The 20,296-nt window shown below is 37.4% G+C and carries 27 protein-coding genes; 24 read left to right on the forward strand and 3 right to left on the reverse strand.

The genetic code is table 11. The features are described from left to right. Window positions 1–4: 4 nt before the first annotated feature. Together J7E63_RS06370 and J7E63_RS06375 are read right to left on the reverse strand one after the other, a co-directional pair. Entirely contained in the window at window positions 5–400 is a 396-nt protein-coding gene (locus J7E63_RS06370) for an SA1362 family protein (protein WP_308161920.1), read from the reverse strand. 57 nt (window positions 401–457) lie between these two features. Then, window positions 458–1,402, reverse strand: a complete 945-nt coding sequence (locus J7E63_RS06375) for a DUF1385 domain-containing protein (protein ID WP_215010712.1) — start codon at window positions 1,400–1,402, stop codon at window positions 458–460. A 285-nt stretch (window positions 1,403–1,687) separates the two neighbouring features. Between J7E63_RS06375 and J7E63_RS06380 the strand changes: the two genes are divergently transcribed. From J7E63_RS06380 to J7E63_RS06455, 16 genes are all read left to right on the forward strand, one after another. Further along, the gene (locus J7E63_RS06380) at window positions 1,688–2,185 is read left to right on the forward strand and encodes a YqhR family membrane protein (RefSeq protein WP_215010713.1); all 498 of its coding nucleotides are present in this window, start codon (window positions 1,688–1,690) and stop codon (window positions 2,183–2,185) included. 79 nt (window positions 2,186–2,264) lie between these two features. Next, window positions 2,265–3,326, forward strand: a complete 1,062-nt coding sequence (locus tag J7E63_RS06385) for a M24 family metallopeptidase (protein WP_215010714.1) — start codon at window positions 2,265–2,267, stop codon at window positions 3,324–3,326. A gap of 22 nt (window positions 3,327–3,348) precedes the next feature. Then, entirely contained in the window at window positions 3,349–3,906 is a 558-nt protein-coding gene (gene efp / locus J7E63_RS06390) for an elongation factor P (protein ID WP_088088945.1), read from the forward strand. Between the two features lie 193 nt (window positions 3,907–4,099). Continuing rightward, entirely contained in the window at window positions 4,100–4,549 is a 450-nt protein-coding gene (locus J7E63_RS06395) for a PCYCGC domain-containing protein (RefSeq protein ID WP_215010715.1), read from the forward strand. Window positions 4,550–4,559: 10 nt separating this feature from the next. After that, window positions 4,560–5,213: a c-type cytochrome gene (locus J7E63_RS06400; RefSeq protein ID WP_215010716.1), complete on the forward strand. Its 654-nt coding sequence runs from the start codon at window positions 4,560–4,562 to the stop codon at window positions 5,211–5,213. A 245-nt stretch (window positions 5,214–5,458) separates the two neighbouring features. Next, a complete protein-coding gene (locus tag J7E63_RS06405) occupies window positions 5,459–6,511 on the forward strand; it encodes a hypothetical protein (RefSeq protein ID WP_215010717.1) in 1,053 nt (350 codons plus the stop codon). A gap of 13 nt (window positions 6,512–6,524) precedes the next feature. Then, window positions 6,525–6,977 (forward strand): cytochrome c maturation protein CcmE, encoded by a 453-nt coding sequence (locus J7E63_RS06410; RefSeq protein ID WP_088088940.1) that lies wholly within the window; start codon window positions 6,525–6,527, stop codon window positions 6,975–6,977. Between the two features lie 25 nt (window positions 6,978–7,002). Continuing rightward, the gene (locus J7E63_RS06415; protein ID WP_215010718.1) at window positions 7,003–8,985 is read left to right on the forward strand and encodes a heme lyase CcmF/NrfE family subunit; all 1,983 of its coding nucleotides are present in this window, start codon (window positions 7,003–7,005) and stop codon (window positions 8,983–8,985) included. A gap of 1 nt (window position 8,986) precedes the next feature. Next, window positions 8,987–9,493, forward strand: coding sequence for a cytochrome c-type biogenesis protein CcmH (locus J7E63_RS06420; protein ID WP_214713129.1), 507 nt, complete (start codon window positions 8,987–8,989; stop codon window positions 9,491–9,493). A gap of 12 nt (window positions 9,494–9,505) precedes the next feature. After that, window positions 9,506–9,880, forward strand: a complete 375-nt coding sequence (locus J7E63_RS06425) for a hypothetical protein (RefSeq protein WP_215010719.1) — start codon at window positions 9,506–9,508, stop codon at window positions 9,878–9,880. Continuing rightward, on the forward strand, window positions 9,877–10,866 hold the full coding sequence (locus J7E63_RS06430) for a hypothetical protein (protein ID WP_215010720.1): 990 nt from the start codon (window positions 9,877–9,879) through the stop codon (window positions 10,864–10,866). Before J7E63_RS06425 ends, J7E63_RS06430 begins: the two co-directional genes overlap by 4 nt. 24 nt (window positions 10,867–10,890) lie before the next feature. Further along, window positions 10,891–11,595, forward strand: coding sequence for an ABC transporter ATP-binding protein (locus J7E63_RS06435; protein WP_214713126.1), 705 nt, complete (start codon window positions 10,891–10,893; stop codon window positions 11,593–11,595). Next, window positions 11,592–12,272 (forward strand): heme exporter protein CcmB, encoded by a 681-nt coding sequence (locus J7E63_RS06440; protein ID WP_168245041.1) that lies wholly within the window; start codon window positions 11,592–11,594, stop codon window positions 12,270–12,272. The genes J7E63_RS06435 and J7E63_RS06440 overlap by 4 nt, the downstream gene beginning before the upstream one ends. Window positions 12,273–12,275: 3 nt before the next feature. Beyond that, window positions 12,276–13,037: a cytochrome c biogenesis protein gene (locus J7E63_RS06445; RefSeq protein ID WP_215010721.1), complete on the forward strand. Its 762-nt coding sequence runs from the start codon at window positions 12,276–12,278 to the stop codon at window positions 13,035–13,037. A gap of 12 nt (window positions 13,038–13,049) precedes the next feature. Then, window positions 13,050–13,181 (forward strand): CcmD family protein, encoded by a 132-nt coding sequence (locus J7E63_RS06450; RefSeq protein ID WP_168245039.1) that lies wholly within the window; start codon window positions 13,050–13,052, stop codon window positions 13,179–13,181. Between the two features lie 77 nt (window positions 13,182–13,258). After that, window positions 13,259–13,768 (forward strand): TlpA family protein disulfide reductase, encoded by a 510-nt coding sequence (locus J7E63_RS06455; RefSeq protein ID WP_215010722.1) that lies wholly within the window; start codon window positions 13,259–13,261, stop codon window positions 13,766–13,768. 108 nt (window positions 13,769–13,876) lie between these two features. Here the strand turns inward: J7E63_RS06455 and J7E63_RS06460 are convergent, their stop codons facing one another. After that, window positions 13,877–14,545 carry an SIMPL domain-containing protein gene (locus J7E63_RS06460; RefSeq protein ID WP_215010723.1) on the reverse strand — a complete coding sequence of 223 codons (669 nt, stop codon included), beginning with the start codon at window positions 14,543–14,545 and terminating at the stop codon, window positions 13,877–13,879. Window positions 14,546–14,761: 216 nt separating this feature from the next. Between J7E63_RS06460 and spoIIIAA the strand changes: the two genes are divergently transcribed. The 8 genes from spoIIIAA to J7E63_RS06500 are packed head-to-tail and all read left to right on the forward strand — an operon-like array spanning window position 14,762 to window position 19,901. Further along, window positions 14,762–15,685 carry a stage III sporulation protein AA gene (gene spoIIIAA, locus J7E63_RS06465; protein ID WP_215010724.1) on the forward strand — a complete coding sequence of 308 codons (924 nt, stop codon included), beginning with the start codon at window positions 14,762–14,764 and terminating at the stop codon, window positions 15,683–15,685. Next, window positions 15,686–16,201, forward strand: coding sequence for a stage III sporulation protein SpoIIIAB (spoIIIAB, locus tag J7E63_RS06470; RefSeq protein ID WP_168245035.1), 516 nt, complete (start codon window positions 15,686–15,688; stop codon window positions 16,199–16,201). Between the two features lie 11 nt (window positions 16,202–16,212). After that, window positions 16,213–16,416 (forward strand): stage III sporulation protein AC, encoded by a 204-nt coding sequence (spoIIIAC, locus tag J7E63_RS06475; RefSeq protein WP_066060661.1) that lies wholly within the window; start codon window positions 16,213–16,215, stop codon window positions 16,414–16,416. After that, the gene (gene spoIIIAD, locus J7E63_RS06480) at window positions 16,373–16,822 is read left to right on the forward strand and encodes a stage III sporulation protein AD (protein WP_098931474.1); all 450 of its coding nucleotides are present in this window, start codon (window positions 16,373–16,375) and stop codon (window positions 16,820–16,822) included. The genes spoIIIAC and spoIIIAD overlap by 44 nt, the downstream gene beginning before the upstream one ends. 31 nt (window positions 16,823–16,853) lie before the next feature. Next, window positions 16,854–18,050 carry a stage III sporulation protein AE gene (gene spoIIIAE, locus J7E63_RS06485; RefSeq protein ID WP_215010725.1) on the forward strand — a complete coding sequence of 399 codons (1,197 nt, stop codon included), beginning with the start codon at window positions 16,854–16,856 and terminating at the stop codon, window positions 18,048–18,050. A gap of 11 nt (window positions 18,051–18,061) precedes the next feature. Beyond that, a complete protein-coding gene (gene spoIIIAF / locus J7E63_RS06490) occupies window positions 18,062–18,691 on the forward strand; it encodes a stage III sporulation protein AF (protein ID WP_214713119.1) in 630 nt (209 codons plus the stop codon). Further along, entirely contained in the window at window positions 18,684–19,334 is a 651-nt protein-coding gene (gene spoIIIAG / locus J7E63_RS06495) for a stage III sporulation protein AG (protein WP_215010726.1), read from the forward strand. The genes spoIIIAF and spoIIIAG overlap by 8 nt, the downstream gene beginning before the upstream one ends. 15 nt (window positions 19,335–19,349) lie before the next feature. After that, window positions 19,350–19,901 (forward strand): SpoIIIAH-like family protein, encoded by a 552-nt coding sequence (locus tag J7E63_RS06500; RefSeq protein ID WP_168245031.1) that lies wholly within the window; start codon window positions 19,350–19,352, stop codon window positions 19,899–19,901. The last annotated feature ends 395 nt before the right edge of the window (window positions 19,902–20,296 follow it).

The raw sequence follows: 20,296 nt of genomic DNA on the forward strand, positions 1-20,296 counted from the left end.
GCGCCTATAGAGACGCTCGATTTTTCTTTTTACCCTTTTTGCCGTCGATAACAGTTAAGTGAGCAGGAGATTTCTTTTTTGTCTTGTTGCTCTTCTTTAATGATGCTAGCGTCCCAAGAGTGGAGGTTTTTACAGTTGAGTCTCCACCCTTTTGCAGTAATCGTTTTTTTGATTTTTTGGCGGCTTTAAGAAATGCACGCTGCTCTTTTTTCTGAGGGTTTGATTTGGAAAACTTCCGTACTAGGAAATAAACGGCTAGAACAATCAATGCGATGACAGCTATTCTCTGAATGAAACCGGCCGGATTAGCTGTAAATGAACCAACAAGGCCAAGTAAAGCAAGAATGATAAGTCCCCCAACAACAACATTAACAAATGTCCGATTTTTCAAGAAAGCCACCTCCCTAAGAGCATCTTAAGCATTTTTTTATTCTTTTAAACACGATAAAACAAGTATTTAGACAATTTCTTCGCTTTTAACCGAGTACTCAGATTCCTTTTCTCTTCTTAATAATTCGTTAAAAGAAAGTATTGCCACTTCGACTTGATCATTTTGTGGTTCCTTCGTTGTTATTAGTTGCAGCCAAAGACCAGGATAACCTAGATACTTTAAAACTGGAATATCTTTAAGTTTATTAGTTAATTGAAGGATTTCAAAAGCAATACCCAAAACCACAGGAATTAAGAGGAGACGGTCGGCCACCCGTAACCAAAGCGGAGTTGATGGTACCAGCATATAGACAAAAACACCAACAAAGACTGTAAACAGGATGAAACTACTGCCACAGCGGTAATGCAGACGGGAATGAGCCTGCACATTTTCAACGGTTAACTCAACCCCAGCTTCAAAGGTATTTATTACTTTATGTTCGGCGCCATGATATTGAAACACCCTTTTTATCAATGGAGTAAGTGAAACAAAATAAATATAGGAAATTAATAAAATTAGTTTAAAAAAACCTTCCACTAACACTTGAGCAAAATGCGATGGAAAAATTGGTTTTGTCAAAACTGCAAGGAACACAGGGATCAGTGTAAAAGCAAATTTACCAAATAAAAATGAAATAACACCAATTGCAGCAACACCAAGGTACATGGTCAATTTAGAGACTTCTTTTTCTTTTATAATTTCATCTTCTTTTGGATCCACATCAAATCTTTCCGTCGAGAAGTTTAAATGTTTCGATCCATTTGCACTCGACTCAATAATTGCGATAATCCCTCGCAGAAATGGGATTTTCTTTAGGATTGTAAAATAAGGATTTGCTTTACGAGGTAAATGAAAATATTCAACAGATTGATCCTTCCTGCGTACCGCGGTAACATAATGATGTTTTCCGCCAAACATAACACCTTCGACAACCGCTTGGCCGCCATAAACGGGTTTTTGAGAATTGGACATATACTTTACACCAACCTAATCTATAGTTGCACAACAGCTGAAAGATAAAATCTGTATGTACTTAATTCTATTCTACTAGAAAAACAAAAAAACCTCTAGGAATGACATAATATTTCCAATTAAAAAGTTTTTTTATATGTAAGGGATTGAATACCAAAGGACATAATAAGAAATGGAATTTATAATGGCCTTTTGTTGTCCCAATTATAGGACAGCATATCAAGTATATATAACAGTAAAAAGGGCACTTCCCGAATAAACAGAAAGTAAACGGAGGTTGTTACAATGGCGATTGAGAAGAAACTAGGAAATTATCCTAAGCCCATGTCCTTTTCGGTAATGGTATTTTGGACGGGTTTATTTGGAGGTCTGTTTTGGGGATTGATTGGCTGCATAGCGTCCTACTTAAGTTTTACAGAAATTCGTCCCAATGTCATTCTAGAGCCATGGGCACTAGGGCATTGGAAATACGAATGGCTGGGGACCGTCATTTCCATTATTTTAATTGGAATATGTTCCGTGATAGCAGCATTTATTTACTATGCAGTGCTGAGGAAATTCACAGGGTTTTGGTTTGGACTTGGCTATGGAATTGTATTGTTTTTGGTGGTGTTCTTTATTCTAAATCCACTATTTCCAGGTATTAAACCATTTTTTGATCTAAAAAGAGATACGATCATTACATCCGTTTGTATTTATATCGTATATGGAATCTTTATTGGATATTCCATAAATTATGAGTATCAAAATAATAACGAGCAAGTGAAAGAGGAGTCCTCCTAAGTTACGATTAGTCGGATGAAGTAGGTTATGATAAAATATTTTTGTCCTCATATGGATTTGAAAAGGAGAGTGGAGAGCAATGGAAAAAATAGAAAAACTAAGATCTAATTTTTCAACACTTGGAATTGATGGAATTTTGATCACTAGCTCATATAATCGTCGCTATATTTCAAACTTTACTGGCTCTGCCGGTGTAGTTTTAATTAGTGCGGAAAAAACTTTGTTTCTTACGGATTTCCGCTATATTGAACAAGCGACAAAACAATGCCAAGGTTTCGAGATTATAAAAATAACCGGAACGATTCCTGAAGAAGTTGCACAACAAGTGAAGAACCTTGGAATTCAAAAGCTGGGATTTGAAGAGGATTTTCTAAGCTACTCCTCCTTTAAATTATATGATAAAGAAGTTGACGCTGAACTAGTTCCGTTTTCTGGTGTAATCGAAAAGTTACGCTTGATAAAGACTGATGCAGAGATTAAGATATTAAAGGTAGCAGCTGATATTGCTGATGCTGCATTTAAACATATTTTAGACTTCATTGGTCCAGGAAAAACGGAATTAGAAGTATCTAATGAGTTAGAGTTCTTTATGAGGAGAGCTGGTGCCACTTCCTCTTCATTTGATACAATCGTTGCTTCTGGTCATCGCTCAGCACTTCCACATGGTGTTGCTAGCGATAAGGTCATTGAAGCAGGGGATATTGTAACAATGGATTACGGCTGTTACTACAATGGATATGTTTCTGATATTACGCGGACTATTGCGATTGGAGAGCCAGACGCAAAGCTTAAAGAAATTTATGAAGTTGTACTTGAAGCCCAATTACTTGGAATGGCTGGAATCAAACCAGGTTTGACAGGGAAGCAAGCAGATGCAATAACACGAGACTACATAAAAGAAAAAGGTTATGGTGAATACTTTGGTCATTCAACAGGGCACGGTATCGGACTTGAGATCCATGAAGGCCCTGGTCTATCGATGAAGTCTGATGTAATATTAGAACCTGGAATGGTAGTAACATGTGAGCCAGGTATCTATATCCCAGGACTCGGCGGCGTTCGGATTGAAGATGATACATTGATTACAAAGGACCATAACGAAGCACTCACACATTCTACAAAAGAACTAATTATACTGTAATGATTTTTAGGAGGATCTTAATATGATATCTGTAAATGATTTTAAAACAGGATTAACAATTGAAGTGGATGGCGGCCTATGGCGTGTCCTTGATTTCCAACACGTAAAGCCAGGTAAAGGAGCAGCCTTTGTTCGTTCCAAGCTTCGTAACCTTCGTAATGGAGCAATTCAAGAAAAAACATTCCGTGCAGGTGAAAAAGTAGAGAAAGCTCAAATCGATAACCGTAAAATGCAATATCTTTATGCAAGCGGTGATAATCATGTATTTATGGATATGGAATCTTACGAGCAGGTAGAACTTCCTGCTTCAAGCATTGAGTATGAATTAAAGTTTTTGAAAGAAAATATGGAAGTACAAATTATGATGTTTAATTATGAAACTCTTGGAGTAGAATTACCAAACAATGTAATTTTAGAGGTTGCTGAAACAGAACCGGGTATTAAGGGGGATACGTCTTCTGGCGGTACCAAGTCAGCTACCCTTGAAACAGGTCTTTCTGTTCAGGTTCCTTTCTTCATCAATCAAGGGGATAAGTTAATTATCAATACGACTGATGGATCATACGTGTCACGTGCATAATCAGTTCAAAGCCTTAGTCCGAAAATTGTCGGATTAAGGCTTTTTTTAACAATTCTTAATGAAAACTGCTTATATCCCCCTAACGGTCTGCTTAAAAACTTCACTAAATAGTAAGAATTAGTTACTTATTGACTAATTTATTTTTGATAAACTGAAATAGTAAAAAAATAAAATGGAAGGGGTGCTACAGAAAATGAAACGAATTACATCTCTCTTGTTCCTTGGGATTTTGTTTGCAATTATAGCCGCTGGCTGCAGTTCTAAACTTAATGATCAAAGTTGGAAACTTGATAAAAAACATTCGCCATTACCTGATTTTGTTCTGAATACATCTGAAAAAATTAATGAAACTTATGTTATGGCTGCAACTTATCCTGAAGTCGTAGCATCTGTTCCTTGCTATTGTGGATGTGTTGTCGAAGGACATAAGAGCAATCTAGATTGCTTTGTCAAACAAGTTGGTGAAGACAATGCTGTAACAGAATGGGATTCTCACGGAATATCTTGCGACACCTGCATTGATATTGCTCGAGATGCGGTTGAAATGCATCTTAGTGGAAAAAATACGAATAAAATATATCAATTAATCACAGAAAAATATAAAGATATTGGGGAGCCAACCCCAACACCTGAACCTAATTAAGGGGTAACCCATGAAGAAAATACTAATCGGATTTTACATTTTGATTATTATTGGAATTATTGTCTGTTTAAGTAATAGCCATATTTTTGATAGCAAGAAATCAGAAGCAATTGCTGCAGGTGAAAAGATATATAACAAAAATTGTATATTTTGTCACGGCGAAACAGGAAAAGGAGAAGGCTCAAAAACGGGGACGGCTTTAAATAGCCAGAATTTTTTAAGCTCCGTATCCGATAAAGACCTGTATAATTATGTGAAATATGGAAGAGAAGGCACAGTCATGCCTGCTTACGGTCCTCGAATGTCAGATAAGGATTTAAAAAATCTTGTTGCTTTTATAAGAGACTGGCAAACAGAAGAAATCGAGTTTGATGTGCCAAAAACGATATCAGGTAATCCTGAAAATGGAAAAGCACAATATAATTTATATTGTCTCAATTGTCATGGTGAAGCAGGGACAGGTAAGGATAAAATGGGAACCGCTCTCTCTAATCGACAATACCTGAAATATACAACTGATAAGCAAATATGGATTAATGCAGCCTACGGTCGTGAAGAAACTAGAATGGGTCCTTCATTAAAGGGGCTTGAAGGCGCACGCCAGCTCAAAAAAAAGGATATTACTGATATTGTCACCTATATCCGATCTTTGGAGAAAAAATAAACTGAATACAGCATAAAAGACCTGAATCCATTACAAGAGGATACAGGTTTTTTTTGCCCATTTTTAATTTGTGAACATTTTGTGGTGGTTTTTTGTCGAAACCGCAACGATTTTTATCCTTTAACAAAATGTTCAAGAGTGAATCAACAAATAAGGATTGATAAAGATTATATTTATTTCAAAGAGGACTATAGTGAAAAATAGTACTTTCTAGTGATAAGTTTTTTAAGTCAAGGAGGATTAAGATGCTTAAAAATAAGTTGTTGGCATTATTCGTAATCGTATCATTTTTAACGAATTTCATCATCCCGAAGGCTAGTGCAGAAACAGCCTTTCAGGCAGAAAAATTTCCTTTTAAGGAAATGCAGATTCAGGTAATGCCAGAGTTTGATTATCCCGAAGGGTGGTCGCGAGATATTCCCTCTCTACTAGTGGGCCAGTACGGAACAATTACCAATAAAAGTGGTCAAGATTATGATGGGAAGATTGAGATTCCCGTTCCAGCAATGGAAAAAGGCTTTGAAGCCTTCTTGGTAGCAGAATTCCCAGAAAAAAATAAGCCTGAAGTACAGCGTCCCTATGATGTCGATAAAGAAAATGGGATCATTACTTGGAAACCAGCTAAAGCAATTAAGAATAACGAAACCTACGAATTTGTCATTGAGTACTATACAAAGTCAATTGACGTGAAGGACAACAAGAGCTTTACATATGAACTTAAAAATAAAGCTGATATCGAGCTGTTAGATGTTATCTTTTATGCTCCAATGGATGCAAAGGAAATAAAAATTGAGCCAAAAGCAGCAAATAATTCGAAAAATGAATATGGGGAAGAGCTCTATTACTATCAATACAAAAATGTAAAGGCAGATGCTGGCTTGAAATACTCTTTCTCATATAAGAAAGATGGTACTGAATCAACAATGGAGGCGATTAATAAAAAGCAGCCACCAAATGATGAAAACCATAGTGGTGTAACTGCAACAGACCAAGTTGTGAAAAACGGGGGAACCACTAATTCATCAAAACGTCCAATTATCGGGCTAGGTGGTGCATCGATCATCGGTATTGCAATCATCATTGCCGGACTCTTTGTTTTCATTGGCTTAAAAGGAAATAAACAATCAGCATCTAAGGCAGCCAGTCAAAATAAAAAACAAACGAAGAAGCCTTCTCCAACGGTTAAAAAAGACAACAAAACAGCGAATTCTGAAGAAAAGAAGGAACTGCGCAAAAAACTTTTAACTGGAAAGATAGACCAAGAAATGTACGAAGAAGAAATGAAAAAATTAATCTAATGAGGTGAAAAGAATGAAAAAAAATACGATTATCATGCTTGGTGGGTTTATTATTGCAGGCGCTATTGTATTCCTTCTGATGGCAGCAACTCCTGGTTCAAGTGGTGTTGAGTTAACGATGAAAGAGCTCTTGGCTACTCAAGATCAACATAAAGATGATTTTGTAACTGTAGAAGGATTACTTATTGAAGATTCAATTAAATGGAATCCAGACAAAATTGAGTTGAAGTTTGATGTTAAAGATAACGACGGAAATGTAATGCATGTTATTCATAATGGTACCAAACCAGATAACTTTGCAGAAGGTGTCATTACTATTCTCCAAGGGGCTCCGACCAAAAAGAATACATTTGTGGCAGAGACAGTTAAAACTAGATGTCCTTCTAAGTATGAAGGAAAAGATATCAAAAATTATAATCCAGAGACACATAAAGATAAGTTAAATAAAACACCGAATGAAAAATAACAGGCTAACTTAAGAAGGTGACGAAATGTATTTATTTGCCAACGCAACGATTTATATAGGCTTAGCCATCGCAATTTATTCACTCCTCATTATCACGTTGGGGATTAGCACGAAAAATCAAAAGTTTATTAACAGTGGTAAAGGTGGATTGATTGCATTATTAGTATGTTCATCACTTGCAATGCTTTCATTGTTCTACCTATTAGCAACCTCTCAATTTCAATACGAATATGTTCATGATTACACAAGCAGTGAACTACCGATTATCTATAAACTTACCGCACTATGGGCGGGTAATGCAGGCTCGTTGTTATTGTGGACATTCTTCTTGACTCTTTATACTTGTATGATTGCTTTCTCACGGAAGTTAAAAGGAAACCCGATGATTCCATACATATCGGCCATCTTACTTGCAAATGCGGTTTTCTTCTTTTTTATTTTAGGTTTTGTTGCAAAACCTTTCCTTCTATTAAATGAGATTCCAATAGAAGGAAAAGGATTAAATCCAATGCTTCAAAATCCAGGAATGATCATTCATCCTGTCACACTTTACCTTGGCTATGTAGGTCTTGCCATTCCATTTGCTTTTGCGATGGCAGCATTGATCTTGAAAAATGTCGATGATTTCTGGATTAAAATGACTAGACGTTGGACAATTATTGCCTGGTTATTTTTAAGTCTTGGAAATATCTTTGGTGGTCAATGGGCATATGTTGAACTTGGCTGGGGCGGTTACTGGGCATGGGATCCAGTTGAAAATGCATCCTTTATGCCATGGTTAACAGCAACGGCCTTCTTACATTCCGTTATGATTCAAGAACGGAAAAACATGTTAAAAATTTGGAATATCAGCTTAATCATTGTCTCCTATGCACTTACCCTATTTGGTACATTCTTAGTGCGAAGCGGCGTACTGACATCTGTTCATGCCTTTGCAAATTCAAACCTGGGATTATACTTCTTAATCTTCATGGGTGTGGCAGTCATCGGAGCACTATATGTGTTAATGAGCCGTTACAACCTGCTGAAACGCAGTGCAGGGGAATTTAATTCCTTTGTTTCTAAAGAGAGCAGCTTCCTAGTAAATAATTTATTACTTGTCGGAGCAGCCTTTGCCGTATTTTGGGGCACGATTTTCCCATTAGTATCGGAAGCAGTACGTGGTACAAAAGTAACGGTTGGTCTGCCATTTTTTAATAAAGTGGAAGCACCAATTCTATTATCAATGATGTTTGTCATGGCAGTTTGTCCCATGCTTGCTTGGCAAAAATCTACCGTGAAAAATCTTAAGAAAAACTTCATGATTCCAGCTATCCTCGCTGTTCTTGGCATGATTTTGATGGTAGTGTTAGGAATTCAAAAAGCATGGGCAGTCATTGGTTATGGAGTAATCATTCTATTATTAATTACCCACTTCTTAGAGTTTTATAGAGGTGTAAAAGCTAGAAGAAAGATGACTAAAGAAACACCAATAGTGGCGCTGTACCGCTTGATGATTCGAAATCGCCGCAGGTATGGTGGATACATCGTTCACCTTGGTATTGCCTTCATTACGATGGGGATTATTGGTTCACAGAATTATGATTTACAAACAATGAAAACAGTCGATTTAGGGCAGTCAATTGAATTAAAGGATTATCGTATCAACTACGACCGGCTTGATCAGAAGAAAGAAGGCATTAATGATATCGTCTATGCCGATGTAACCGTTTTTAGAAATGGTAAAAAGCTAGGCACTTACCAGCCGGAAAAGGTATTTTACGGTAACTGGGAACAGCCTTCTTCCGAAGTGGCGATTATATCTTCGCTTAAGGAAGACATATACATCGTGTTAAGTGCCTGGGAAGATGATGGAAAAGCTACATTTGTTGTAAAGATTAATCCAATGATGAACTGGTTATGGATTGGTTCATTCATGATTGTTATTGGCGCTCTGTTCGCCGTTTGGAATGGAAAATATGGAAATGTCACTCCGAGATACACAGGAGTACGCAGAGAGGTGTCTTAATATGAAAAACAAAATTTATATTGGCCTTCTCATAATAGCGTTCATCTTTCAAGGATCATTCCTTCGCGTTGAAGCAGCAAAACAGATTGACTATAAATCAGCTGAATTCAAAGCCGTTGCTCAGCAATTTGCCTGCACATGTGGCTGTGGTCAGGATCATTATGAATGTGATCCGAATACGTGCAATCTTACAACAGAATTTAAAGCAGACCTGGTTGACATGATGAACAAGGGGTGGGATAAGGATAAAATTCGTGCCTATTATGTCAATATCTATGGTGAAGAAATATTGACTTCACCTGAAAAAAGCGGTTTTAGTTTAACAGCTTGGGTTCTCCCGTTTGTAGTATTGGCCGCAGCGGGAATATCATTGTATTTCGTTATTCGTAAATGGGTTAAGAAAAAAGGCACAGATGAACCTGTTGCTGAGTACCAGAACACCGAGGATGAAGTAGAAGGAGAAATACTTTCTTCCATGATTGATGAAGAACGCAAAAAGTATCTTTAGGATGTGAACAAAATGCAAGATATCACAGTCATCTCGATGATTTTTACCACCATATTTGCGCTAGCTTGTCTGTTTCTAATATTATCACCGTTATTTAAGTGGGATGCTTATTTACATGTTAGTTCAACGGGTCAGGAAATCGGCGCCACGAAAGAAGCACTATTAACAACACTTAATGAAATAGAATTTGAGTACAAGATGGATAAAATCTCACACGCTGATTATAAAGTTTTAAAGAAGCAATACGAAACAGAAGTTGCCAGCCTTATGAAGGAAGAAGAACAATTGATGGATACAAACATTGATAAAGATTTAATGGATGAAGTTGAAAAAGAAATTGAAGCACAAATGAAAACTTATAAGAATAAAAAGGGGGAAGGAAAGTGATCAAAAAAATCACGGTTTTCTTCCTCGGACTGATGCTATTCAGTCCATTTCATGGATTAGCAGCTTCTGATTCAAAGGTTTCGATTGATATGCATTATATCGTTGTCAGCCCTGCAGAAGATGGCTCAACGAATATGATGAATATGGTTAATTATACTAATACCTCAGCTGAAGAATATAAAGGTGACGGTAAAAGTGAAGCGGTCTTAAATGTAACCCTTCCCGAAGGAGCAGAGGATCTCAACTTTTTAGAAAATAAAATTGCCTTTAAAGAGGTTGACAAAGGATTCATTACAACCACGGCAATTCCAGGAAATCAAACGATGGTGTTGCCTTACAGTTATCGGATAGCAAAGGGAAAAGAAATTAATTTAAAAGCTGACTACAACGTACAAATGATGCAAATTCTCGTTCCAGAAGGAAGAGGGAGTATTGAAGTTAAGGGGGCTGTTGCAACTAGTCAAGGCAGTTTCAAATTCGATGACGAAAATTATTTTGGATACAGTATCGAAGGGATTAAAGCTAACCAATCGTTTACACTTGTTTATAAGCCAGATGTACAGCCTGCAGCGAATGAGACAAAAAAGTCGGAAACAACTAATAAAAGTAATAGTTCGGTTACACACACGGCGCCTGCTTTTCATAATCCAGGTCATCTAAGAATATGGGCACAGTCCCCGCTACACCGCTTTGATCCACACGTCTTTTTAATTATTATAGGAGCTATTGTCATTGCTGGAATCTCCTATTATATCTATTTCAGAAGGAAATCAAAGCTGGAAGAGGAAAGACTTGGAGCAGATAAAGAAGAGAAGGCATTTAAACTTTTAATGGCAAAGCAAAAAGCCATAATGGATAAGATCATTGAATTGGAAGAATCCTTCGGAGATGGAAAGCTTTCAGAGGATGAATATCATGCAAAGCTAGAAGCTTATAAACAGCATCTTGTCCAAGTAAAATTAAACTTACGAAATTTTGTAGAGTAGTAGCTGGGATGGGAGAGACTGCAAATGATAGAAATAAAAAAGCTAACAAAGCAAGCGGATAATAAGCTCATCCTTCGTGGTGTAGACCTCTCAATCAAAAAAGGAGAAACGGTTGCCATCCTTGGACCAAATGGTGCCGGAAAAAGTACGCTTCTAAAAGTACTCGCAACCTTAATAAAACCTACATCTGGGTCTATATTGGTTAATAATATGGATTTGAAAAAAAATCATATCGAAATAAAAAAAATAATGGGTTATTTACCCCATTCCAGTTTGCTTTATGATCATTACACTCCATTAGAAAATATTGTGTTCTTTGGGAATATCTATGGTGTTAAAAATGTTGAACAACGAGCGATTGCACTTGTCAAAGAAGTAGGTTTGTCATTCTTTTTAAATGAACCGGTAAAGAATTTCTCCCGTGGAATGATTCAACGGATTGCGATTGCACGAGCGATTGTTCATGAACCGGAAATTCTCCTTTTGGACGAACCACACACAGGATTAGACCAAGGAGCAATTACCATACTTAATAACGTTATTCTTTCCATGAAAGCAAAAGGCACGACTACTTTAATGGTTACACATGATTTCAAACAAGCAGCTGAAATCTGTGACAGAATTATCATTGTGAAAAATGGCAAGATCGTCGATGATTTTAGGATTGAAAATCAAAACTTAGGTTTTGTTTCTGAAAAATATGAGCAATTAGTGGAGGGAGTATCATGAACCTTTTTCGAACAGCCCTCTTACTAGCAAAAAAGGATTTATATTCCGAATTAAAAACAAAACAAATTATGGTGACCCAAATTATTTTCGCTGGTCTGGTGATTGTTGTTTTCAGCTTCGCCTTTGACCCTGCCAATAATACAACAAAAGCAGTTATACCAGGAGTCATTTGGGTCATTATCGTCTTTGCTGGAATTTTAGGTCTTAACAGATCATTTATATCCGAGCAGAGAAATGATACGATGCAAGGATTATTAGTTGCACCAATGGAGGCAGCGAGCATTTATTTAGGAAAGTTCTTAGCCAATTTTGCGATGATGCTGATCGTAGAACTTGTTTCCATCCCGTTTTTATTTTTGTTATTTGATTTCAAATTTTTTGGCAGCATTCCTTATTTTATCTTAGTTGTATTCTTAGGCAGTTTTGGATTTATCGCCATTGGAACATTCTTGGCGGCATTGGCAGCCAATTCCAAAAGCAGTGAGATGCTGCTTCCACTATTGCTGTTTCCAATTACAACGCCAATCCTAATCGGTGTTGTTCAAGCCACTCGAATCATCTTAACGAATATGGAGAAATTTTCAAGTGCAGTCGCTTGGATTCAGTTGGTCACTGCGTACGATGTTATCTTCTTTGTTGTTTGTTTCTTATTAATTGATTATGTGCTGGAGGTTTAAGTGATGAGTATGAATCTCGAACGAGAGAAAGCGGTACTTACTGGATCTCAATTAACTGTTAAGAAGAGCCCAGATCTATCAAAGATTTTGTTTGGTGCTACAGTTATTTCCATGTTGGTTGCCCTTTATTTTATCTTTATCTTTTCTGCTGAAGAAGTAACGATGGGAGCAGCCCAAAAAATCTTTTATTTTCATGTTAGCTCAGCATGGCTGGCGTTCATGGCATTTTTTGTGACATTTGTCTTCAGTATTTTATTCTTAGTCAAACGGAAAAGAATATTTGACACCTATGCTTATATTTCTGCAGAAATTGGTGTGGTCTTTACGATTATTGTCTTAACAACTGGCCCAATTTGGGCAAAATCATCATGGAATACTTGGTGGGTTTGGGAGCCGCGGTTAATTACAACGTTAATTCTTTTCTTTATCTATATAGCCTACATTATGATTCGTCAAATGGATGGAGTATGGGATAAAAGGGCCAGGCTTGCTGCTGTATTTGGAATCATCGGGTTTGCTGATGTTCCAATCGTATTTTTCGCGATTCGCTGGTGGCAAACAAAGTTTCACCCAATCGTGTTTGGTGAGGGACCTTCCCAAAAAGGTGGAGGTATTGAGAGTTCTATGCTAGTGGCGTTGTTTGTTTCACTTGCAGCATTTACCATTCTATATTCATACCTTCTTCATAAAGGTGTTTCTTTTGAATATATGAAAATTAAAGTAGAGCGCTATAAAGAAAAATTAAGAGAAGAATTGGAAAAATAGGAGGAATTTATCATGGGTTTTGAATTTATGTATGGTGCCTATTCTGTTGCATGGGTTGTTATTTTTGGATATATGTTAATACTCGGTAAAAGACACTCAAAGCTTAAGAAAGAAATTGAATTCTTAAAACAACTAGAAAAATAACTAGTAGTAATAATTAGGCCTGTGAAGCATAAACAGGCCTTTTGCATAGAACCTTACTGGTGTCAGGAGGAAATACGATGAACAAGCGGGTCATCAAATTACTCGTATTGATTCTTATTGTTGGTATGTTTGGTTTCTTTGGTTATAGTTTAGTTACAAAAGGTGAACATACAGATGTTGGTGATAAGGCATATAATTTTTCGTTGCCAAATTTGGATGGAAGTACAACCAAGCTCTCCGATTTTAAGGGAGAAGTGGTTATTCTGAACTATTTTGCCAGTTGGTGTGCTCCATGTAAAGAGGAGCTGCCAGAGCTAGAATCCTTCCAAAAAGAATATGGTGATCAATATCATTTTCTTATGATTAATCGCGGCGAGACAATGGATAAGATTAATAAAGTAACGGAGAAAAATAAAGCCGGAATGAACTATTTATTTGATTATAATGCAAAGGTTTCTAAAATGTATAATGTGACAGGGCAGCCTGAAACCTTTGTGATTGATAAACAAGGAATCATTAGAGAACATTTTAACGGTCCAGTTACAGAAATGCAGTTATATAATTGGGCAAAGAAATATGATAACTAAAACTCACAAAAAAGGATAGAACCTGATTTCAGGTTCTATCCTTTTTTTATCTGGCTTTGATAAATTTGCTAGTTTAAATCAACAATGTCCTTTTACACAGCTTTTTTTCTAAAATGGTTTAAAGTGAAATTCTGCAATCACATCAGCCTTGACTGTTATTTGTCCTGGTTCAATTTGTGTGGTGGCAGCTCCTTTCACGAAAGCTCCAGGCTGGTTAAAAACAGGCTGGACCGTTTTGCCTCCTTCGATAATTAACCTCGGTGTGAGGATTAACGATACATTTAAGGTCCCTGCAATGGTTTTAGCCCTTTCAATTGCATTATTTACTGCCATAACTAAGACCTGTTTATAAAAAGACTCTTTGTCTTTCACTGTAAATTGGACGTTAGATACATAGTTCACACCGTTTTGAACAGCGGTATCCACGACCTTGCCAACGATTGATAAGTCCTCTATTTTTACCTGCAGGATATGGGTTATTTTATAACCACGAAATATTTGTTTCCCTTGGTCATAATCGTAATCTGAATCAATTCGATAATCGAAGGTTTGTATATTATTCTTGGTAATTCCCAGTGAAATAAGAGAGTCGATTACCTTTGTTACTTCAAGAGAATTCTGCTGCTGAGCGGTTATTACCTGCTTGCTCTCCGTTATAATTCCTAGGTTTACCGAAGCGGAGTCAGGTTGGATTGCCATTTCTCCTTCACCAGACACTTTAATTAAATAGTCCTTGGGAGGTGATCCATTTCGATTTAACGGATGGTAATTGTACACTTCCCTCTCCCCCTTTATGTTTATTCTTTCTTTAAAATACGACTGACCTCCAAAAATGTTCCGACATTAAAATTTATCCCTTTCTACTTATCTTATTTTTGTTCTAGCATTCATCTCAGAAAATAGAAAAGAAATGACAGTTTTGAAAGTCATAATGTGACCAAGCAGGCATACATTTTAAATAATGAGAAAGGCAAATATGAGGAGGTTGCACACGTGGAAACGATCCTAAACTTTTTACCAAAAAATATAGCCGACCTAATCAGCAAAATCCCTCCTAACCAAAAAGAAGAACTGGAAGAAATCCGCATACGAATTAGCCGACCGATTGAAATGACAATGAAAGGCGCACCCAGGTTTTTACCGTATATTGTCCAGCCTGATGATGCTTTTCACCTAATGAATAAAATAAGTCATTTCTCCATCTATACCCTCGAAGAGGAACTTAAGCAAGGATTTATAACTGTTTCCGGGGGCCATCGGATTGGGCTGGCTGGTAAGGTGATCCTTGAGGGTGGAAAGGTCAAGGCGATCAGGGACATTTCCTCTTTTAATATTCGGATAGCTAGGGAAAAGGTAGGGATAGCTGAACCAATTATCCCCTATATCTATCAAGGAAATTGGATGCATACGATGGTGATTGGTCCGCCCCAAACTGGAAAAACAACATTACTGCGTGATATTGCAAGAATTGCATCCTCAGGTTACTTAGCAAGGGGTATACAGGCAAATAAGGTAGGGATTGTCGATGAACGAAGTGAAATTGCTGGATGTGTTAATGGGATACCGCAATTGACCTTTGGTGACCGTTTGGATGTGCTAGATGCCTGTCCGAAAGCTGAAGGAATGATGATGATGATTCGCTCGATGAGTCCAGATATTCTGGTTGTTGATGAAATAGGCCGGAAAGAAGATGCTGAAGCCATCCAAGAGGCTGTTCATGCGGGAATAAAGTTAATGATGACCACTCATGGGACGAGCATTGAAGAAGTTAGAAATAGACCATCTTTACGGACGATTCTTGATCAAAAAATTTTTCAACGTTTTGTTGTGCTTAGCAGGGCATCAGGACCGGGAACTATTACTCATATTTTAGATGGAAATGGTAAAGAAATGAATCAAAAAGTGAGAGTGACATAAATGATTAAGCTTATAGGTGCTGTTTTCATAATTGTCGCAACAACATGGATCGGATTTGAGATTTCCAGACGTTTTAGTGAACGACCAAGGCAGCTCAGGGCATTAAGGACTGCACTACAATCCCTTGAAGCAGAAATAATGTACGGTCATACGCCATTACATGAAGCAGCCAGAAGGTTAGCAGAACAGCTTTCAAAGCCGCTTTCAACCTTTTTTGAGTCCTTTTCCAAGAAATTAACGGACACCGAAACAACAGTAAGAGACGCTTGGGAAACGAGTTTAAGAGAAATATGGAATTCTACAGCATTAAAGCAGGGAGAATTTGAAATTATGAAGCAATTTGGGGAAACCCTGGGTCGACATGATCGTATGTCCCAGCAAAAACATATCATGCTGACACTAACACATCTTGAAAGAGAAGAGGCAGATGCAATTCAAGCCCAAGCAACATACGAAAAAATGATCAAGAGTCTCGGATTCTTATCAGGATTATTACTGATTATTTTATTATTTTAGGGGGAAATGCAATGGGGTTAGAAGTGGATATTATTTTTAAAATTGCTGGTGTGGGAATAGTTGTTGCCTTTTTGCATACCGTTCTTGACCAGGTGGGAAAAAAAGAATACGCACAATGGGTAACGTTGTTTGGGTTTATCTATATATTATTTCAGGTAGCATCCATTGTGGATGATCTCTTCCAAAAAATTAAATCTGTATTTTTATATCAATAGAAGGGGGGTCCCTAAGATTGAAATCATAAAAATAGTTGGCATAGCTCTTGTTGCAACCTTTCTAGCTTTAATTGTGAAAGAACAAAAGCCAAATTTTGCATTCCTCTTAGTTGTCTTTGTAGGTTGTGTCATTTTCCTTTTTTTGGTGGATAAAATTTATGAAATCATTCATATGCTTGAGAAACTGGCAGTGAATGCAAAAGTGAATATGGTTTATATCGAAACGATTTTAAAAATCATTGGAATTGCTTATATTGCTGAATTTGCCGCCCAGATTACAAAGGATGCTGGTCAGGGAGCACTCTCTTCTAAAATTGAATTAGCTGGAAAAATTATTATCCTTGCTATGGCGATCCCAATTCTAACTGTTTTGATTGAAACGATAATCAAACTTATTCCTAGTTGATGACAAACCTGAAAAAGAGGTGTAGATAGAATTGAAGCAGCGGTTGCAGTTTATTCCTATTATAGTTCTTGTATTCTTTTTTTTATCCTTTACAGGTGTACAAGCTGCCGAAGAAACTAAAGACCCAAACCCTCTTTCTCCGCAGGAGTTAGTTGATGCCCAGCTTAAATCCCTTGATATTACAGAACTCAAACAATTTTGGGAGGACATTACCTATAAATACGGGGGATTTCTTCCAGAAAGCCAGAAGGGGAGCTTGTATGACTTTGTTAGCGGCGAGAAGAAATTCTCATTTAAACAATGGGGGTTGGGGATAGTAAAGTTTGCCTTTCAAGAGTTTGTTTCTAACGGGAAATTACTGGGGTCATTGATTATGCTAACCATCTTTAGTATGTTCCTTCAATCGATGCAGAATGCCTTCGAGAAAAGCGCGATTAGCAAGGTTGCATATTCAATCGTTTATATGGTCTTAGTCATAATTGCCCTGAATAGTTTCCATATCGCCATCAGTTATACAAATGAAGCAATCGGATCGATGATCTCCTTTGTGCTAGCACTTGTTCCACTGTTACTCGCATTAATTGCAGCCTCTGGCGGTCTTATATCAGCAGCTTTCTTTCATCCGGTGATCTTGTTTTTAATGAATATAAGCGGTTTATTCATGCAGTATATTATCCTGCCTCTCCTGTTTCTAGCCACCTTGTTGAGTATTGTAAGCACGATGTCAGAACAGTATAAAGTGTCACAATTAGCTGCCCTGCTAAGAAACTGGAGCATTGGGTTAATGGGTCTCTTCTTGACGGTGTTTCTAGGTGTTATATCAGTACAGGGTGCATCAGCTGCTGTAACAGATGGTGTTACGATTAGGACAGCGAAATTTGTAACGGGGAACTTTATACCTGTTATCGGCCGGATGTTTACAGATGCTACAGATACGGTGGTTAGTGCATCTGTCCTATTAAAAAATACAGTAGGCATTGCTGGTGTTGGTATTCTGCTTATCATTGTAGCCTTCCCAGCTATTAAAATCTTAATGATTGCCTTTATCTATAAATTCGCTGCCGCTATCTTGCAGCCATTAGGCGGCGGGCCAATCATTACCTGCTTGGATATTATTAGCAAGAGTGTCATTTATGTCTTTGCAGCTTTAGGAATTGTTTCACTCATGTTCTTTTTATGTATAACAGTTATAGTTGCGGCAGGAAATCTGACGATGATGATGAGATAGGGGGGATTCATATGGAATTTTTAATAGAGTGGGTAACGAATATTATTCTCTTCATCTTGTTAGCCACGGTAATTGATATGCTCCTCCCCAATTCAAGTATGCAAAAGTACACAAAAATGGTTACAGGACTCCTTTTAATTGCCATTATTCTTACCCCTATCTTTAAATTGATTTCCAAGGATTTTGAATCGGCAATGGGTTCGATCCCTTCATATCAAGCTCCTGGTGAAAAAAATATGAAAAATTCAATAGATTTAAAGAAAAAAGAAATACAAGCTCAACAACATGCATATATTTTAGAAGAAATGGCTGTCCAACTGAAAAAGGACGTGAAAGAGGAGTTGATGGAACAATACGGATTGGAGATAGCAAAAATTGATCTAGCTACAAATGAAGAAAGCGACCAAGCATTCCCAGACAACCTCCAAAAGGTTATGGTTCTTCTGAAGCAACCAGAAAATGAAGTGAAGACAGTCGAAGCGATCAAACAAGTTGAAATTAACACAGAAACACCTCTTCCATCTAAAAGCTCAACAGAAGAAGCTGAAAAAATTGCCGCTTTTCTTTCGCAAAAATGGAATGTGACTGAAAAAACAGTTGAAGTTTCGATTGAAGGGGGGATTAATAACCAAAATGAATAACAACCAAGGACCATTTTCATGGCTTAAAAAGGTGCTCAAAATAGAAGGTAAATCTGACAAGAAACCAGGGAAATACCAGTATATGCTTGTTGTTCTATGTATCGGTGCAGCGTTTATGCTTGTTGGCAATATTGTATTTAAAACAGATTCGAACTCAGCTGATACACCTGTTGCGACAAGTGAAAAAGTAGATTCCGAAGATGTCCCGGCATTTGGTCTAAATAAGGGCTCAAGCAATAAGGCATTGGATAAATATGAAGAAAAATATGAAACTCAGCTTAAGAAAGCACTTCAGGAAATGCTTGGGGTTAACGATGTTACAGTTGTTGTCAATATTGATTCCACTGATAAGAAAGTACTTGAAAAAAATAGGGTTTCCAAATCACAAACGACTGAAGAAACAGATCGAGAAGGTGGGGAACGGAAAGTTGAGGAAGCCTCAATTGATGAACAACTAGTGATTATCCGTGAGGGTGAAAAAGAGGTTCCGATTGTAGTAGAAACGAAAAAACCTGAAATTCGCGGTGTCCTAGTGGTTGCGAAAGGCGCAGAGAATATACAAGTGAAAAAGTGGATTGTAGAGGCAGTTACACGCGCTTTAGATGTACCAAGCCACCGAGTTGCAGTCATGCCTAAAAAATAAAAGGGGTGTTTTCATATGCTATTGAAAAAACAAACAGTTTGGTTATTAACGATGTTAAGTTTAGTAGTTGTCTTATCTGTTTATTACATTACCTCTCCGGAACAGAAGAGTAATGATCTAGCTGCTGTTTCGCAAAAAGCGAAAGATCAAAATCAGGGTAAAACAAAGACGGAAGCTAAGGATGATAAAACAATTGTATCAACTGTTGCGGGTGATGAAGCGTTTGAAGAATTACGTATGAAGCTCGATGACCTAAGGAGCGAACAGCGAGAGGATCTAACGACGGAGCTTGCCTCCACAGATATTCCTGCGGTTGAGCGAAGTAAAGTAAAAGATCAAATGGATAAATTGAATCAAACGGCCAAAAAAGAAGAAATTCTTGAAACGTTAATTAAAACAATGGGCTATGAAGATGCATTAGTAAGAGCAGATGGTGAAAAAGTAAGAGTCACAGTTAAATCTAAGAAGAAGCCTTCAGCAACTGAGGCCAATAAAATCATCTTACAGGTGAAAAAAGAAATTGGAGAAACAAATTATGTAGCAGTAGAATTCCAACCAATGAAATAAATGAATGTAAAAAAGGAAAGTCAACGACTTTCCTTTCAGGCTGTCGAGAAACTTTCGACAGCCTCTTATTTTCTACAATAACTTTAACAATTCACCGCGTTAATTCGTTATAATATTATTAATATATAGGCTTTGCAACATGTCTGTTGATTTGCGCTCCAGGCACTTCGCTTTCCGCGGGCGTGCCGGGGAGCCTCCTCGGCGCTGAAGCGCCTGCGGGGTCTCCCCTGCCCCGTACTCCCGCAGGAGTCTGCGTGCCTTCCGCGCAAATCAACAGAGCTATAAAATCAATGATGCACTGCTCTTAACACAACCAAACAATAAAAAATTAAGTGGTGAAATCTATGTTTAAACCAAGAGTATCTACCCAAAGTGAATATGAATTTGTTTCTATT

This window comes from Bacillus sp. ISL-75 (genome assembly GCF_018613095.1).

Bases quoted from the DNA above. Each gene is read 5' to 3' on its own strand.
- J7E63_RS06440 (WP_168245041.1), top strand. From the start codon at position 11,592: ATGAACCTTTTTCGAACAGCCCTCTTACTAGCAAAAAAGGATTTATAT.
- J7E63_RS06380 (WP_215010713.1), top strand. From the start codon at position 1,688: ATGGCGATTGAGAAGAAACTAGGAAATTATCCTAAGCCCATGTCCTTT.
- J7E63_RS06415 (WP_215010718.1), top strand. From the start codon at position 7,003: ATGTATTTATTTGCCAACGCAACGATTTATATAGGCTTAGCCATCGCA.
- J7E63_RS06400 (WP_215010716.1), top strand. From the start codon at position 4,560: ATGAAGAAAATACTAATCGGATTTTACATTTTGATTATTATTGGAATT.
- J7E63_RS06500 (WP_168245031.1), top strand. From the start codon at position 19,350: ATGCTATTGAAAAAACAAACAGTTTGGTTATTAACGATGTTAAGTTTA.
- spoIIIAD (WP_098931474.1), top strand. From the start codon at position 16,373: ATGATCTCTTCCAAAAAATTAAATCTGTATTTTTATATCAATAGAAGG.
- J7E63_RS06455 (WP_215010722.1), top strand. From the start codon at position 13,259: ATGAACAAGCGGGTCATCAAATTACTCGTATTGATTCTTATTGTTGGT.
- J7E63_RS06375 (WP_215010712.1), bottom strand. From the start codon at position 1,402: ATGTCCAATTCTCAAAAACCCGTTTATGGCGGCCAAGCGGTTGTCGAA.
- J7E63_RS06410 (WP_088088940.1), top strand. From the start codon at position 6,525: ATGAAAAAAAATACGATTATCATGCTTGGTGGGTTTATTATTGCAGGC.
- J7E63_RS06425 (WP_215010719.1), top strand. From the start codon at position 9,506: ATGCAAGATATCACAGTCATCTCGATGATTTTTACCACCATATTTGCG.
- J7E63_RS06395 (WP_215010715.1), top strand. From the start codon at position 4,100: ATGAAACGAATTACATCTCTCTTGTTCCTTGGGATTTTGTTTGCAATT.
- J7E63_RS06385 (WP_215010714.1), top strand. From the start codon at position 2,265: ATGGAAAAAATAGAAAAACTAAGATCTAATTTTTCAACACTTGGAATT.
- spoIIIAC (WP_066060661.1), top strand. From the start codon at position 16,213: ATGGGGTTAGAAGTGGATATTATTTTTAAAATTGCTGGTGTGGGAATA.
- J7E63_RS06420 (WP_214713129.1), top strand. From the start codon at position 8,987: ATGAAAAACAAAATTTATATTGGCCTTCTCATAATAGCGTTCATCTTT.
- spoIIIAF (WP_214713119.1), top strand. From the start codon at position 18,062: ATGGAATTTTTAATAGAGTGGGTAACGAATATTATTCTCTTCATCTTG.
- spoIIIAB (WP_168245035.1), top strand. From the start codon at position 15,686: ATGATTAAGCTTATAGGTGCTGTTTTCATAATTGTCGCAACAACATGG.
- J7E63_RS06450 (WP_168245039.1), top strand. From the start codon at position 13,050: ATGGGTTTTGAATTTATGTATGGTGCCTATTCTGTTGCATGGGTTGTT.
- J7E63_RS06435 (WP_214713126.1), top strand. From the start codon at position 10,891: ATGATAGAAATAAAAAAGCTAACAAAGCAAGCGGATAATAAGCTCATC.
- efp (WP_088088945.1), top strand. From the start codon at position 3,349: ATGATATCTGTAAATGATTTTAAAACAGGATTAACAATTGAAGTGGAT.
- J7E63_RS06445 (WP_215010721.1), top strand. From the start codon at position 12,276: ATGAGTATGAATCTCGAACGAGAGAAAGCGGTACTTACTGGATCTCAA.
- spoIIIAG (WP_215010726.1), top strand. From the start codon at position 18,684: ATGAATAACAACCAAGGACCATTTTCATGGCTTAAAAAGGTGCTCAAA.
- J7E63_RS06405 (WP_215010717.1), top strand. From the start codon at position 5,459: ATGCTTAAAAATAAGTTGTTGGCATTATTCGTAATCGTATCATTTTTA.